The sequence below is a fragment of the Belliella alkalica genome (assembly GCF_022549785.1).
Classification (GTDB): Bacteria; Bacteroidota; Bacteroidia; order Cytophagales; family Cyclobacteriaceae; genus Belliella; species Belliella alkalica.
Genome location: NZ_JAKZGO010000023.1, coordinates 15,440 through 28,260, shown reverse-complemented (window position 1 = coordinate 28,260; position 12,821 = coordinate 15,440). Strand labels below are relative to the sequence as shown.

At 37.5% G+C, this 12,821-nt stretch carries 11 protein-coding genes; 5 read left to right on the top strand and 6 right to left on the bottom strand.

Annotation, left to right across the window (positions count from 1 at the left end; translation table 11 throughout):
• The first annotated feature begins 14 nt into the window (after window positions 1-14).
• Window positions 15-2,309 carry a T9SS type A sorting domain-containing protein gene (locus MM213_RS18420; protein WP_241414365.1) on the top strand — a complete coding sequence of 765 codons (2,295 nt, stop codon included), beginning with the start codon at window positions 15-17 and terminating at the stop codon, window positions 2,307-2,309.
• A gap of 116 nt (window positions 2,310-2,425) precedes the next feature.
• Here MM213_RS18420 and MM213_RS18415 read toward each other — a convergent pair whose 3' ends face one another.
• On the bottom strand, window positions 2,426-3,415 hold the full coding sequence (locus MM213_RS18415) for a D-alanine--D-alanine ligase (RefSeq protein WP_241414364.1): 990 nt from the start codon (window positions 3,413-3,415) through the stop codon (window positions 2,426-2,428).
• Between the two features lie 193 nt (window positions 3,416-3,608).
• Between MM213_RS18415 and MM213_RS18410 the strand changes: the two genes are divergently transcribed.
• From MM213_RS18410 to MM213_RS18400, 3 genes are all read left to right on the top strand, one after another.
• Complete coding sequence (locus MM213_RS18410) at window positions 3,609-5,789, top strand: S9 family peptidase (RefSeq protein WP_241414363.1); 2,181 nt, start codon at window positions 3,609-3,611, stop codon at window positions 5,787-5,789.
• Window positions 5,790-6,400: 611 nt separating this feature from the next.
• Window positions 6,401-6,778 carry a hypothetical protein gene (locus MM213_RS18405; RefSeq protein WP_241414362.1) on the top strand — a complete coding sequence of 126 codons (378 nt, stop codon included), beginning with the start codon at window positions 6,401-6,403 and terminating at the stop codon, window positions 6,776-6,778.
• 64 nt (window positions 6,779-6,842) lie between these two features.
• Entirely contained in the window at window positions 6,843-7,316 is a 474-nt protein-coding gene (locus MM213_RS18400; protein ID WP_241414361.1) for a Clp protease ClpB, read from the top strand.
• A gap of 397 nt (window positions 7,317-7,713) precedes the next feature.
• On the opposite strand, the gene MM213_RS18395 is transcribed toward MM213_RS18400, so the two are convergent.
• The 5 genes from MM213_RS18395 to MM213_RS18375 all read right to left on the bottom strand — a co-directional run bounded on the left by MM213_RS18395 (window position 7,714) and on the right by MM213_RS18375 (window position 11,791).
• Window positions 7,714-8,373, bottom strand: coding sequence for a phosphatidylserine decarboxylase family protein (locus MM213_RS18395; RefSeq protein WP_241414360.1), 660 nt, complete (start codon window positions 8,371-8,373; stop codon window positions 7,714-7,716).
• An 84-nt stretch (window positions 8,374-8,457) separates the two neighbouring features.
• Complete coding sequence (locus tag MM213_RS18390) at window positions 8,458-9,735, bottom strand: Glu/Leu/Phe/Val family dehydrogenase (RefSeq protein WP_241414359.1); 1,278 nt, start codon at window positions 9,733-9,735, stop codon at window positions 8,458-8,460.
• Window positions 9,736-9,809: 74 nt separating this feature from the next.
• The gene (locus MM213_RS18385) at window positions 9,810-10,667 is read right to left on the bottom strand and encodes a phosphatidate cytidylyltransferase (RefSeq protein WP_241414358.1); all 858 of its coding nucleotides are present in this window, start codon (window positions 10,665-10,667) and stop codon (window positions 9,810-9,812) included.
• A complete protein-coding gene (locus MM213_RS18380) occupies window positions 10,651-10,857 on the bottom strand; it encodes a putative signal transducing protein (protein ID WP_241273872.1) in 207 nt (68 codons plus the stop codon). Before MM213_RS18380 ends, MM213_RS18385 begins: the two co-directional genes overlap by 17 nt.
• Entirely contained in the window at window positions 10,832-11,791 is a 960-nt protein-coding gene (locus tag MM213_RS18375; RefSeq protein ID WP_241414357.1) for a CPBP family intramembrane glutamic endopeptidase, read from the bottom strand. Before MM213_RS18375 ends, MM213_RS18380 begins: the two co-directional genes overlap by 26 nt.
• Window positions 11,792-11,829: 38 nt before the next feature.
• Between MM213_RS18375 and dusB the strand changes: the two genes are divergently transcribed.
• Window positions 11,830-12,819, top strand: a complete 990-nt coding sequence (gene dusB / locus MM213_RS18370) for a tRNA dihydrouridine synthase DusB (protein ID WP_241273870.1) — start codon at window positions 11,830-11,832, stop codon at window positions 12,817-12,819.
• The last annotated feature ends 2 nt before the right edge of the window (window positions 12,820-12,821 follow it).

Sequence of the window (12,821 nt, the reverse complement as noted above, 5' to 3'; positions counted from 1 at the left end):
GCTTTTTCCCCATTATGAATTCGATACGAATTTACAGGATTATCTTGTTTATTCCTTTTTATCTTTTCTTTACCGATCTATCCTTTTCTCAAATCCCGTTGACAGTAGGCGATTATAGGACTATTGCTTCAGGGGATTTTGAAAATCCCTTGGTTTGGGAAACATGGGATGGTACGGCATGGAATGCAGCTACGGCGAAGCCCAACATTTCCAACAATGTTTTTATACAACAAAATCACGAAGTTAGGCTCACAGATACAGAATTTGTGAACCATCTTTACCTTTTCAGTGCTGCTTCCCCAGGGAGAAAATTAAATCTCCAAACTTTTGAATTACGCGTAAACGGTAGCTTGCGTGCTTTTCAAACTACCGCAGGGATTTTTTTTAACAATAGCGTATCAAATGCAAGTACAGATTGGATCTATCCTGAGACAGGGAGTATTGTTTTTGTTGGGAATTCAAGGATTGTAGTAGACCGAGCTTCTTGGAGCGCAAATACCACAAATAGTAGATTTCAAGTAAAGTTCCGTGCAAATCCAGGGCAAACGTTGATTGTGAATTCAGGATTCAAGGCAAACGCATTCCATGTTGAAAGTGGGACGGTTTTGCAGACATTGAATACAGCAGGTATTCCAGCTTGCTCCACTTTTTCATTTAATACGCAAAATATACCTGCCTTTAATGGAACAAATGCTTATGGTGAATTGATCATTGAACCTGGAGCGATTTTGGTAAGTGAATGTCCTGGTCCACCTGCTGAACAAATCATCCGAAGATCAGCAACTATTCCAGCGGGCTTGTTTCACCTAAAGCCAAATGCCAATTTTATTTTGCTAGGCAATAATCCAGAAATGGACGTCGCCGAGTTTAGACTTGAAGGTAGTGTGTTTTATAGTTCAGAAGTAGGTTCTCAGAATATGATACGTAGCACACTTCCTACTTCAGCAATTCCTGATACTTATCATAACTTACTCTTTACTAACAATGCCGCCAAAACCCTTCGAAACGATATTTTTCTTACTGGTAATATTGAAAGAGTATCTGGACCTGTACCTACTGATGGACCCACTTACCTAAGATTCGTAGGTACAGCAAATCAGCTGGTGACAAACTGGGAGATGGATTTATCCCAAATTGAAATTGACAAACCTACGAACACTGTTATTCTCGATAATGATCTTCGGATCAAAGAGAACTTGTTTATGAAAAATGGGCAAGTGAACTTCAATGGATTTGACCTGTACCTCAACACAAGTGGGACAGGTGAATACCTTTATGAAGGCGGAGAGTGGCTAAATCTCCATAACCTTTCCTACAATAACATCCCTTCAACCTTTACTCCGTCAAATGCGACTTTTCCTTTTGAAGATACCTATCAAGGTGGAGTGAGAAGGATGCGCTTGACAGGAAATACACCAGGAGGCAATCTCAACATCCGCTTAATAGAGATTCCAGGAGCGAATTGGGATCCAATGTATGATGATAATGATGGGACACCAATCATGTATCAACTCAACTCTTATTTTGAGCTTTCTGGAATCTCGTCAAGTTCAGATCCTATTGTTATGGAGTTGGCAGCAGAAAATCTTATTGTAGATAATGTGGATGACTTAAGGATCGTCAGTAATGGCGTCGCAGCTCCAGGTCTTCACCTTCCTGGCGTGGATGCGGACACTCTTTGGGCAAGAAGAGATTTGATATTTTCAGACCTCAACAACACCACTTTCACTATAGGAAGCTATCGGGTACTTTCGATTCTTCCTGTAGAATGGCTTGAGACAAAAGCCATTTTTGAGAACGAAAAAATCAATATTTACTGGACTTTGGCTAAAGAAGTTGACAATATTGCATTCCAAATTGAGGGCTCTATTAATGGAGTGGATCATTTTGAACTGATTCATGAATTGGCAAGTCAAGGAGATACAGAAAGTCCGCGAACCTACAGCTATGAATACGCTGAAAAGAGATCTTGGAACAATATCTATTACAGAATCAAGCAGATTGATAGTGATGGAAAAGGCACATATAGTAAAATATTTAGATTAGAGGGATCTTGGAAAGAGTTGGAAATACCAAAACTGTATCCAAACCCACTGGGATCAGAACAACTCCATTTGATTGTGCCATCAAGTTATAATCAAAAGGACACATTCATTCAGATCATTGGCACGAACGGCTTGATACGTTTCTCTGACACTCTACAGGTCTTCAAAGATTCTTTTGATTCCTCAAATTTGAGCCCTGGTATTTATTTTCTTCTTATCCATGAAGGAGAAAAGCAGCACAGAATTAAGTTTATAAAAAGATAAAAAAAGTTTACCATTTTAAAAGATCTGGCAGGTTTTTTAAAACCTGTCAGATCTTTTAAAAGTTTTCAATTCGACATTTTCTTAACTCAGGTCCTAGAAGATGAATTTCATAATTTTCAATCCTCAAACATCTCCTCTATCAAATCTGTATAAAACTGCTTGATCGTCATCCCAATAGCTTTAACTTGTTGTGATATCAAGCTTGTCTCTGTCTGTCCAGGTACAGTGTTGATTTCGATAAAATAGAACTTTCCTGTTTCATATTCCAAGAAATAATCTACCCTGACTGCACCTTTGCAATTCAGTTTGAGATAAATTTTTTCACAGATTCTGTTTACCCTTTCGACTTCTTCCTCACTCATTCTGCCAGGAGTGATTTCCTCAGTCACACCAGGTGAATATTTGGCTTCAAAATCAAAAAACTCTTTGCTGCTAACAATCTCTGTTGCAGGAAGTACTGTAGTCTTTCCTTTTGCATTGAAGATACCAATGGAAAACTCCCTGCCAGATACAAACTCTTCTACCAAAACTTGAGAATCCTCCGCAAATGCTTTGTCCAAAGCCTCTTTCAGTTCATTAGGTTCTTTTACTTTTGACATTCCAATGCTACTTCCACCGCTATTCGGTTTGATAAAAAGAGGTAACCTCAAATCGTGTAAAATTTGTTCTCTTCTTTCCTCAGTATTTTTGAAAAGATGAAAAGATCGAGCCACAAAAAGTTCGGGAATACTCTGCACAATTGCCTTAGTGTAACCCTTATTCATCGTAATCGCAGATGTAATTGCGTCGCAAGTAGTATAAGGTATTCTTAGCATATCAAAATAGCCTGCCAGTTTCCCATCTTCACCAGGAGAGCCATGAAGAATATTAAACACCCCATCAAAAGTGATTTTACTTCCATCCAAAACTATAGAAAAATCATTTAAGTCCACCGAGATTTTCTCTCCTGAAGAAGTCTCGTGGTACCAATTTCCAGGATAGATCAAGATTTTAAAAACATCATATAAATCAAGGTCGAGGTTTTTCTCTACTACTGCTGCACTTTTGAGGGAGACTACAGACTCACCTGTAAATCCACCAGTGACCAAGGCTATTTTTTTCTTCATTGGGGCTTAAAATTAAAGTGGTTTTATTAAAAATTTCATGAAGATATAAAAAGAGTTAAAGAAAATAAATATGGAGAACTCAAAAAATCAAATTCACTACCTACTCTTATTTAAAACTCTAATTTGATCAGAGGTTAGTATTTAAATACACCTTTTCTCTATTTTAGCAACCTGAATAAAAATCCAATATAATATGTATCTATTGAAACGAATTTGCATTTTGGCTTTTGTGGTTATTTTAGGCACTTCAGCTTCAGCGCAGGAGAAAAAGAAAATCACACTTGAAGATGTATTCAAGTCTAATTCTTTCTCTGCAAAATCAGTTTATGGCATCAACTGGATGAATGATGGCCAATATTATAGTTCACTGAACAGATCTAATGGAGCACCTTCTGTGGTGAAAATCAATGTTGCTACAGGCAAGCAGGAAGAAGTCTTGATCGATGGGCAAAAGATCGGTGTAAATTTCTCCTCCTATAGCTTCAATGCAGAAGAATCAAAAGCATTGATTGTGTCTGACATAGAAAGAATCTATCGAAGGTCTTCCAAAGGAATCAATCATGTGGTAGATCTAAAATCCGGTGAAAAGCAGTTGATCGCTGATGGGGAAAAAATCATGTATGCGACACTTTCTCCTGACAATGATAAAGTCGCCTATGTGAAGGATAATAATCTTTTTGTTATTGAATTGGCATCCAATTCAATTACCCAAATTACAAAAGATGGCAAATGGAATGAGATCATCAATGGTGCTGCTGACTGGGTTTATGAAGAAGAATTTTCCATGTCAAAAGCATTTGATTGGTCTCCTGACGGTAAAAAAATTGCTTTTATCAGATTTGATGAAACCGATGTACCTGAATTCAATATGCAAACTTGGGGGGAATTGTATCCGAAAGATTACAAATTCAAATATCCTAAAGCTGGCGAGAAAAATGCTGAAGTAAGTATCCATGTTTATGATTTGGATTCGAAAAAAACTGTCACTTTAGATGCTGGAACTGAAAAAGACATCTATCTGCCAAGAATATATTGGACTGCCAATTCGAATACTTTGGCATTTTTGAGAATGAACAGGTTACAAAATCAGCTTGATTTATTTTATGCTAATACCGAAACAGGGAAAAGTGATTTGATTTTGCAGGAAAAGTCGGAAACCTATGTAGATCTTGACTACAACGATAATTTATTTTTCCTGAAAGACAACAAAGGGTTTATAAGAACTTCTGAGCAAGATGGCTATAAGCATATCTATCAGCATGATAACTCTGGTAAAATGATCCGTCAAATCACTTCAGGAAACTGGGAAGTGACAAACATGGTAGGCGTAGATGAAAAAGGGAAGAAGATATATTTCATTTCTACAGAAGCGTCTCCTTTGGAAAGAAATCTCTATGTGATCAACTTGGATGGAAAAGGAAAGAAACTACTTACACCAGCTAAGGGAACTCATTCTGTAAATATGAGTAAGGATTTCAAGTACTTCATTGGCTATTACAGTGATGCTAACACACCTTCGAAAGTAACTTTGAACCAAGCTTCTGGCAAGGAAATTCAAGTTCTTGAAGACAATCAGGAACTTAAGGATAAACTGAGAAATTTTGCAATGTCCAAAAAAGAGTTTTTCACTTTTGAGACAATAGAGGGAACTTCTCTGAATGCCTATATGATCAAACCGTCAGATTTTGACGATTCAAAGAAATACCCCGTATTGATGTATGTATATGGAGGACCTGGTTCACAGAATGTCACAAATTCTTGGGGAGGAACTCGGGATTTTTGGCATCACCATTTAGCTGCTGAAGGTTACATTGTAGTATGTGTGGACAATAGAGGTACTGGTGCAAGAGGAAGGGATTTCAAGCATAGTACTTATGCCAATCTTGGAAAAATTGAAGTTGAAGATCAAATAGCAGGAGCTAAGCATCTAGGATCATTGCCATTTATTGACAAAGGAAGAATCGGAATCTGGGGCTGGTCATATGGTGGCTACATGTCTTCGCTCGCTTTGATGATCGGAAACGATGTGTTCAAATCTGCCATAGCTGTTGCCCCTGTGACTACGTGGAGGTATTATGACACTATCTATACGGAGAGATATCTTCAGACTCCTCAGCTCAATGCAGCAGGATACGATGACAACAGCCCAATTACTCATGTGAACAAATTAAAAGGAAACCTGCTTCTGATCCATGGCACGGGAGACGACAATGTTCATTTCCAAAATGCTGTTGATTTGGTTGACGCTTTGGTCAAGGCAGACAAACAGTTTGACTCTTTCTATTATCCAAACAGAAACCACGGAATCTCAGGTGGAAATACTAGCTGGCATTTGTACAATATGATGACTGAATTCATCAAGAATAAATTGTAAAATTGACAACAGTCGATGGACATCCGACAACAGCTGATTAATTTGAACTTAAAACAATATTATTAATGGCTACTAGTATGAAAAGGGATATCCAATTAAACGAAGAACAAAACCATATACTAGACACTAATGTGTAAACCATATTCAGGTAAGATCAAATCGTCAACTGTCGACGGACGAAAGTCAACAGCATGTAAACCCATTATTGGAGGAACTTTGCCAGTAATGAAGTAAGCAAAACATTATGTTGCGGATAATCGTCAATTACTCCACGCCTGTCCAGCATGGTGGAGCGCACAAGGGTTATTAGTTTAGTAGTTATCCGTGTATTAATTCATTTGGCTAATGGCAAGAAAGCGGATATAGAGATTTATAAAAAACCATTGTTAAAGGAATAGCATTTTTGGAAATATTTAATATTTACTTGGTGCTATTCCTTCTTTTTCGTCTAAGCCAAATTGCTTTTTAAGGATATAATATCTACCTTATTTCACTTTTAATACCCAAAATAAAACAATATGAAATCAAGCATGACGAAGAACGTCACACACTGGGATGATTATCAACCATGCGAGATTCCATGTGACCTCTGAAAAACAAATTATAAACACATGAAAGAAAAATTAAATACTTCAATACAATCTTTGAGTCTAATTCTAGTAGCAGCAGGCCTTGCGTGGGTAGTATGGTCGGGTGATACCACTATGAAACAAATGCTAGTTTATCTGCTCGTGATGGTCACATTAATTGAGGCTTTGAGTTTGTATCTAGTGAAAAGTATCTACCCAGAGAGTCATACGTCTTTCAAAATGGGGATGATTGCCACATTGCTTATTTTAATAGGAATTAAGACAATGGCTCCAGGGTTTTTTATTCCATTGACGATAACTGCATTTGCCATTAATTTTCTTTATAATTTTTATACAAATAACAAAAGAAGGGCAGGAACCTTCAAAAGGCGTATGGGCAAGAAAATGAAAATGAGATAGGAATTGCCTTTCTACCCTAGTGGCACATTATTTGATTTTAGGTAGACAAATCACCAAAATTCAAATGAAAAATTACTTACTACTGATTTTATTTATTATTCCATTCAACTTGTTTGCCCAAGCCAAGCTTGAGAAAATGCTCGATGAGCGCCAGTCTCTGCATCAGCAATGGCAAAGAGCTGAAAGTAAAAAGTCTGGAATCTTTGGCAATAGGACAAAGAAAGATATGATAGAGACCAATGGGTGGATGGCTAGGATCATTCAGAAAGATAATCAAATCATGGATGAATTGAGAATGCTGGGCGAAATCGAAAAGACTGAGATCACGTATGAAAAAAACGATTATAAATTTATTGCCCAAAAGCAGGAAAGGGAAATAGCTACACTAAAAAGGGTACTCCAAGAAAAGGATACCCAAATTATAGAGAGAAAATCCGATAAAAGAACTTATGAGTGGATGACCTTCATTTTCTTCTTGTCGACTTTGACTTTAGGATACTTGTATTGGAAAAAAGTTAAAGGAAATTTCTTTAATTAATCTCTATAATTCACAATACACTCTTATGTTTGCTTGATTTATAATAAGCGTTTTCTTGCACTTAACCAGCCGAATACATTTCTAGATCAACCAATTTCAACTTCTATGGATTGTTGGCTATCGTCAGTGGACAAGTATTCGTACACGATAAGGTTAAAAATAGTACTAAATGCTGTATTGTGGACAATCACAATTTATATTGGTAAAAACCCTCTGGATTTCATCACCACTTAACTTACAAAGAATGAATATAAAGATTGTGTGAATGATTTTTGGAATTACGATAATCATTAAACCTTTGATTGGGTTTTTAACCAAAAAAAGCTAGAACTTCATTGTTTATGGAGTCCTAGCTTTTTTTAATCTGAAAAATTTTCTGAACGTATAGTTTTTTCTATTATTTTAATCTTGCGATAGGTGTCCTGCCACCTTTGGTTTTTTGATCGATATTTACCAAAATCTCAGCATCTAAAGGTAGGAATACGTCTACACGAGAGCCGAATTTAATAAAACCAAATTCACCACATTGCTGTAATGGAGAGCCTTTGGATACATACCACTTAATTCTTCTAGCCAAAGCTCCTGCAATTTGCCTTACCAGAAGTTTGGTACCATTGGGAGACTGAATGACCATAGTAGTTCTCTCGTTTTCAAAACTAGATTTTGGGTGCCACGCTACCAAATATTTGCCAGGATGATATTTGAAGTACTCCACAATACCCGCAATAGGAGAACGATTTACGTGGACATTGATAGGGGACATAAAAATAGAAACCTGCTTTCTTTTTTCCTTTAGATATTCATCTTCAAATGTCTCTTCAATCACTACTACTTTCCCATCTGCTGGGGCAAAGACCATGTCTTCTTCTTGTCTAATTGGGACAAACGGACTTCTGAAAAACTGTAATATGATCAAGTAAATTATCACACTTCCAAGCAAAACCAAATTCAGCAAAACTTCTTGATCAGGCAAATAGTAATATAATGCATAATTCAAAGCTGTTAAAATTAACAGCAACCAGAACAACAGTGATCTTCCTTCGCGGTGTATTGACATAATTCAAATTTATTCTTAATGTAAAAAGGTGCGAAAGCCTTAACTTTCACACCTCAAATATAGTAAACTTTCCTCAGGTGCTAATTAGAAGCCTCCTCTATAAGTATAAGTCTTGGCAACTTTATCAATAGCTACAATATAAGCAGCTATCCTCATCGGTACATCATATTTGATAGATGCTTCATAAACGTGGTCAAAGGCATCCTTCATAATCCTATCAGATCTTCTGTTTACCCTTTCAGCAGTCCATTTGTAACCTAATCTATTTTGTACCCATTCGAAATATGAAACTGTTACCCCTCCTGCATTTGCTAGGATATCTGGAACAGCCATGATTCCTTTTTCATTGATGATTGCATCAGCTTTGGCAGAAGTCGGACCATTGGCGCCTTCTACGATTAGTTTTGCTTTGATTCTATCTACATTATGGATAGTTATTACATCTTCCACAGCAGCAGGAACCAAAACATCTACATCCAATTCCAAGATTTCCATTGCATCAGCTAGCTTTTCAGCTCCTTTGAAACCTTCTAAGGTTCCATTATTGCCATCTCTGTAGTCAATTGCTTCTTGAATGTTGATACCATTTGTGTTGTGATATGCACCCGAAATATCAGAAATTGCCACAATTTTCAAACCTCTTTCTTCCAATAGAAGCGAGGCCCAAGAACCCACATTTCCGAAACCTTGTACTGCGCAAGTTGCTTGGAAAGGGTTGATTTTCAATTTTTGCATAGCTGCAAGTGCGGACACCATTACACCTCGCCCTGTGGCTTCAGTTCTTCCAAGAGAACCTCCCAAAACGAGTGGCTTACCAGTAACGACTGCATTCACTGTCATTCCATGCGCTTTGGAATATTCATCCATTAGCCATGCCATTTCTCTTGGACCTGTACCCATATCAGGTGCAGGAATATCTTTGTCTGGACCAAACACATCGATCATTGCCAGCGTGTAAGCTCGCATTAATCTTTCAATTTCTCCCTTAGACATTTCTCTTGGATTACACTTCACACCGCCTTTTCCACCACCATAAGGGATATCCACTACGGCACATTTCCAAGTCATCCAAGCTGCAAGCGCTTTTACTTCATCCAAATGCACATCTGGCGCAAAGCGGATTCCGCCTTTGGCTGGCCCGAGTATGTTTGAGTGTATTACACGAATACCTTCGAATACTTGGATTTTGCCATTGTCCATCGTGATTGGCAATGAAACAATTACTTGTTTGGCAGGATTTTTTAAGACGTTGTAAACTTCATCTGAAAGTCCTAGTTTTTCAGCTGCAAGGTTAAACCTTTCCATCATTGACTCCAAAGGATTTTCTGAATCCTTAATTGGGGCCGGTTCAATGTAAGCCATATTTGGGTTTCTTTAGTTGAGCTTTAAATTATGATACAATATTAAGGAGTATTTTTAATAAGAGGTAGGCATTTTTAAAAGATTTTCAAAAATGCCGCTATAAATGGGGCAGATAATAGCAATCCGTCAAAACGATCCATGAATCCACCATGCCCAGGCAATATTTTTCCTGAATCCTTGATCTCAATACTGCGCTTGAAAAGAGACTCTATCAAGTCTCCATATGTTCCTGCTATTATTATAATTCCTGTTATACAAAACCACTGCCACTCTGGTAATGAATTAAAATAAATACTTAAAACATAAGCGATTGTAAATGCAAGAAACGCACCGCCAAGGAACCCTTCCCATGATTTCTTAGGTGAAACTCGTTCAAACAGCTTGGTTTTCCCGAACTTAGTCCCCGCAAAATATGCACCAGTATCAGATGCCCACAGAATAAATAATGAACCTATGATAATCTCATAATGAAACGTGCCATCAACTGAAAATGCCGCCAAATTTAATAATGAAAAAGGTACTGCCACATAGAAAATACCCAAAAACGTAAAGGCTACACCTGTGAAAGGTTTCTTATCCGATTTCCTGTAAAGTTTGATGAAAAACACCAATGAAGCCAAAGGGAAAATCAAGAAATAATATTTGTCTTGGAGATGCTGAAGCTCAATCAAAAATGTCAAAGCAAATATGATAAATCCCAGAAATGTCCCGAAACTCTTTAAAGGCAACATCCCGTCTAATCCAGAAAGCTTGTAAAACTCCATCTGGGAGAAAATCAAAATTAGACCAAATATGAGAAAATACAGCCATTCACTGTAGATGGATCCCGCTACGATCACGGAAGCCCCAATGAGACCTGTTATTACTCTTTGTCCTAAATTGCTATAATTATTGATATTGAATCTTGATCGTAACTTAAAAGGTGATCTCATTCTCGATGATTTTTGTTGCGTTTGATGAATTCTCATTTTGAACCATCACTTCATAATACCCGTGAATTTTATAAGCCGATTCTTTCTTGTTCAGAATCACAGCTCCAATACCATGTGCCTCCAAAACCCCCTTTACTATCTCTGCCCTTACCGGCGACTCAGCATCAAATATTTTTATCCAATTCTCCATCTGTTATCTTTGGTTTATTTACTTCTTTGAAAATCTTAAAGCCTACCAATAAAATCAATAAGCCAACTAATGCTATAGGAATAGATACCATATCAGCTTCTTCTATATCGAAATCAACTTTGCCCAATTTATTCATATATACCAATACCAAAGTTGTGACATTGTTTAAAATATGAGCTAATATAGGATAAATTAAGCTCCCTGAATATAGGTATAAATATCCGAATATTGCTCCCAAGAGCATTCTCGGAAAGAATCCGTAAAATTGAAAATGTATTGCAGAAAAAACAAACGCTGCCAGCCAGATCCCAACATGGGCATTTCTCGTATAGAAATGTAGCTTGGGTTGTAATACCCCTCTAAATAAAAACTCTTCCCCTAATCCTGCCAAAACTCCCACTACCAAAATACCCACTATAAATTCACTGATATTGTCAAAATCTGTTAGAAATTTTGTCATAATCATAGCTTGATCTTCTTTGGCTCGCGCCCAACTCTCAAATGAGCTCATAAATTCAGGAAGAGCAATAATGCTATTCCAATATATCAGCAGGGTGTTGAAAAGTATCCCTCCGAACAAAATCATAAACATTCGCAGAAATCCATTGAACTTAAAATTAGCAATTTGCTGTTTCCATCCAAAGTCGGCCTTGTCTATGAGTTTGGCAATAAATAATGCTGAGACCAAGAAGGATAATCCAGCACCTATTCCCTGAACAAAAAGAATAGCCATCCTTGCGTCTGAGTTGGGACTATTGCCTGCAAAGGCCGCAACCATCTCATCCATAGGAATCCCAAAAATCGGATTAACCAAAAAGATTGAAATGGATTGCAATACAGCCATGACACCGAAAGTAACCAATACAATAACAACTAATGACAAAAACCAGTTACTTTTGCGAGCAATTGGGGATTGGGCTTTATAAATCTCCATAATTGCGGTAAATTTACAAGATTAAATAGAATTGAGAAGTGGTAAAGATAGGAAACTTAGAATTAGGTGAATTTCCATTGCTTTTGGCACCAATGGAAGATGTGAGTGATCCTCCATTTAGGGCAGTATGCAAGGAAAATGGAGCAGATTTGATGTACACAGAATTCATCAGTTCTGAAGGGCTTATAAGAGATGCAGTCAAGAGTGTTCAGAAATTGGATATTTATGAATATGAAAGACCGATTGGCATTCAGATTTTCGGAAATGATATAGAGTCCATGCGTGAGGCTGCAGCAATAGCAGCAGAGGCTGGACCTGATATTTTAGATATCAATTACGGCTGTCCAGTGAACAAAGTTGCCTGCAAAGGTGCTGGAGCAGGTATTTTGTTGGATATTGACAAAATGGTCTCCATGACAGCTGAAATCGTAAAGGCTGTGAATATCCCTGTTACCGTCAAGACAAGGTTAGGTTGGTCTCAGGATACCATCAGAATTGTGGAAGTCGCAGAGCGTCTTCAAGATGTAGGTATTCAGGCTATAAGTATTCATGCCCGTACCAGACAGCAGATGTATAAAGGTGAAGCTGATTGGTCTTATTTGAACTTGGTAAAAGAAAATCCACGATTACATATCCCAGTATTTGGAAATGGAGATATCGATTCTCCACAAAAAGCCAAGGAGTATAAAGAAAAATACAATGTCGATGGAATGATGATCGGTAGGGCTGCTATTGGGTATCCGTGGATATTCAATGAAATCAAGCATTTTCTAGCTACAGGCGAGGAACTTAAAGCCCCAGGGCTGGAAGAAAGAATCAATGTAACTAAGAAGCATTTAGATTTCTCTGTTCAGTGGAAAGGTGAAAAGCAAGGGATTTTGGAAATGCGTCGTCACTATACGAACTATTTCAGAGGTATGCCAAATTTCAAACCTTTCAGGACAGAAATGGTAACAGCAGACACTTACGATCAGGTTTCGGCTATACTTGACCAAGTAGCAGAAGTGTATGCTGATTATCAATTTTAAAG

What these genes read in the sequence shown, in the direction of transcription:
- MM213_RS18420 (WP_241414365.1), top strand. Translation starts at nt 15, where the DNA reads ATGAATTCGATACGAATTTACAGGATTATCTTGTTTATTCCTTTTTAT.
- MM213_RS18415 (WP_241414364.1), bottom strand. Translation starts at nt 3,415, where the DNA reads ATGAAGAAAAAAATAGCCTTGGTCACTGGTGGATTTACAGGTGAGTCT.
- MM213_RS18410 (WP_241414363.1), top strand. Translation starts at nt 3,609, where the DNA reads ATGTATCTATTGAAACGAATTTGCATTTTGGCTTTTGTGGTTATTTTA.
- MM213_RS18405 (WP_241414362.1), top strand. Translation starts at nt 6,401, where the DNA reads ATGAAAGAAAAATTAAATACTTCAATACAATCTTTGAGTCTAATTCTA.
- MM213_RS18400 (WP_241414361.1), top strand. Translation starts at nt 6,843, where the DNA reads ATGAAAAATTACTTACTACTGATTTTATTTATTATTCCATTCAACTTG.
- MM213_RS18395 (WP_241414360.1), bottom strand. Translation starts at nt 8,373, where the DNA reads ATGTCAATACACCGCGAAGGAAGATCACTGTTGTTCTGGTTGCTGTTA.
- MM213_RS18390 (WP_241414359.1), bottom strand. Translation starts at nt 9,735, where the DNA reads ATGGCTTACATTGAACCGGCCCCAATTAAGGATTCAGAAAATCCTTTG.
- MM213_RS18385 (WP_241414358.1), bottom strand. Translation starts at nt 10,667, where the DNA reads ATGAGATCACCTTTTAAGTTACGATCAAGATTCAATATCAATAATTAT.
- MM213_RS18380 (WP_241273872.1), bottom strand. Translation starts at nt 10,857, where the DNA reads ATGGAGAATTGGATAAAAATATTTGATGCTGAGTCGCCGGTAAGGGCA.
- MM213_RS18375 (WP_241414357.1), bottom strand. Translation starts at nt 11,791, where the DNA reads ATGGAGATTTATAAAGCCCAATCCCCAATTGCTCGCAAAAGTAACTGG.